Origin of the sequence: Shewanella sp. GutCb (genome assembly GCF_002836135.1) — a bacterium.
GTDB lineage: Bacteria > Pseudomonadota > Gammaproteobacteria > Enterobacterales > Shewanellaceae > Shewanella.
The window spans coordinates 1-888 of record NZ_PJBL01000063.1 but is presented as its reverse complement, the minus strand read 5'-3'; the positions used below and the strand labels follow the sequence as shown (position 1 = coordinate 888).

At 50.1% G+C, this 888-nt stretch carries 2 protein-coding genes; both read right to left on the bottom strand.

Going from position 1 to position 888, the window contains the following annotated elements:
• A partial coding sequence (locus CXF86_RS19970) for an HI1506-related protein (protein WP_257985425.1) occupies positions 1 to 321 on the bottom strand: 321 nt, incomplete at its 3' end.
• Positions 322 to 419: 98 nt separating this feature from the next.
• Positions 420 to 888, bottom strand: a 469-nt coding sequence (locus CXF86_RS19965) for a Mu-like prophage major head subunit gpT family protein (RefSeq protein ID WP_180961117.1), incomplete at its 5' end; no start/stop codon positions are given.

Sequence of the window (888 nt, the reverse complement as noted above, 5' to 3'; positions counted from 1 at the left end):
CGCATTAAACGTTACAACCAGGCCGTCACCGACCAAGGCCCCTTCATCCAGCAGTGTTTCGCTCGTTTTCGGATCCAGAACTTCAGCCGAATTAGCATTAAGTAAGGTGCTAACTTGTAGTAATTCTGCGTCCACAAATTTGATTTTAAGCCGAGGATCATCGCCAAGCTGCGCAAGCTGTGACTCACTAAAGTCATCGGCGTTGAACTTGTTTTCACCTTTGCAAAAGCCGGTACCGGCGCGCCTATAGCCGTGATGCGCAAGACAGGTGATGACAATAAGGCGCAGCTTGTTAGCCTCTGTAGGATTAGATTTAACCATTTCATGAATTCTCCAGTTAAAAAAAGGAACGCTTAGATTCTAGAAGCGAGCCTGCGAGCGCTCTAGCAGGCTGGAACAGCCGCTCTCGTGTTGACTTGCTATGCCAACCAAGGCACCACTAGAATGTCGACGGCGTTGTATAGTGGGTTGGTTCCACCACCGACTAGCTCGCGCATTTTGAATATTTCTTCGGCGGCTGACTCATGGCTTGGGCCAACCACCAGCAATTTAGGCATCACGTTGAGCGGACGACCTTCATCGCTCTTAAGGCTCTTCATTGCTGTTCTGGCAGCTTTAAAGTTAGCCTCATTCAAGGTCGCTTTTGAGCCGAACGCTAACTGCCACAACCCGAACCCCGCATTGACACGGGCATCAACGCCATAGCGATATTCGTCACGCATAAACACGCTTTCATCGTCATCTTTAGTCATCGCCTTAATGGAGTAATCACGGCGACGCTGAAACATCAGCGGCTTGATCGGACGGTTAACATCCAGCAGGAACCAGGCTGCACCGCTCCCAGCCTGCATATTACTGACCGAGTTAAGCCCGTTATCTTCATTACCC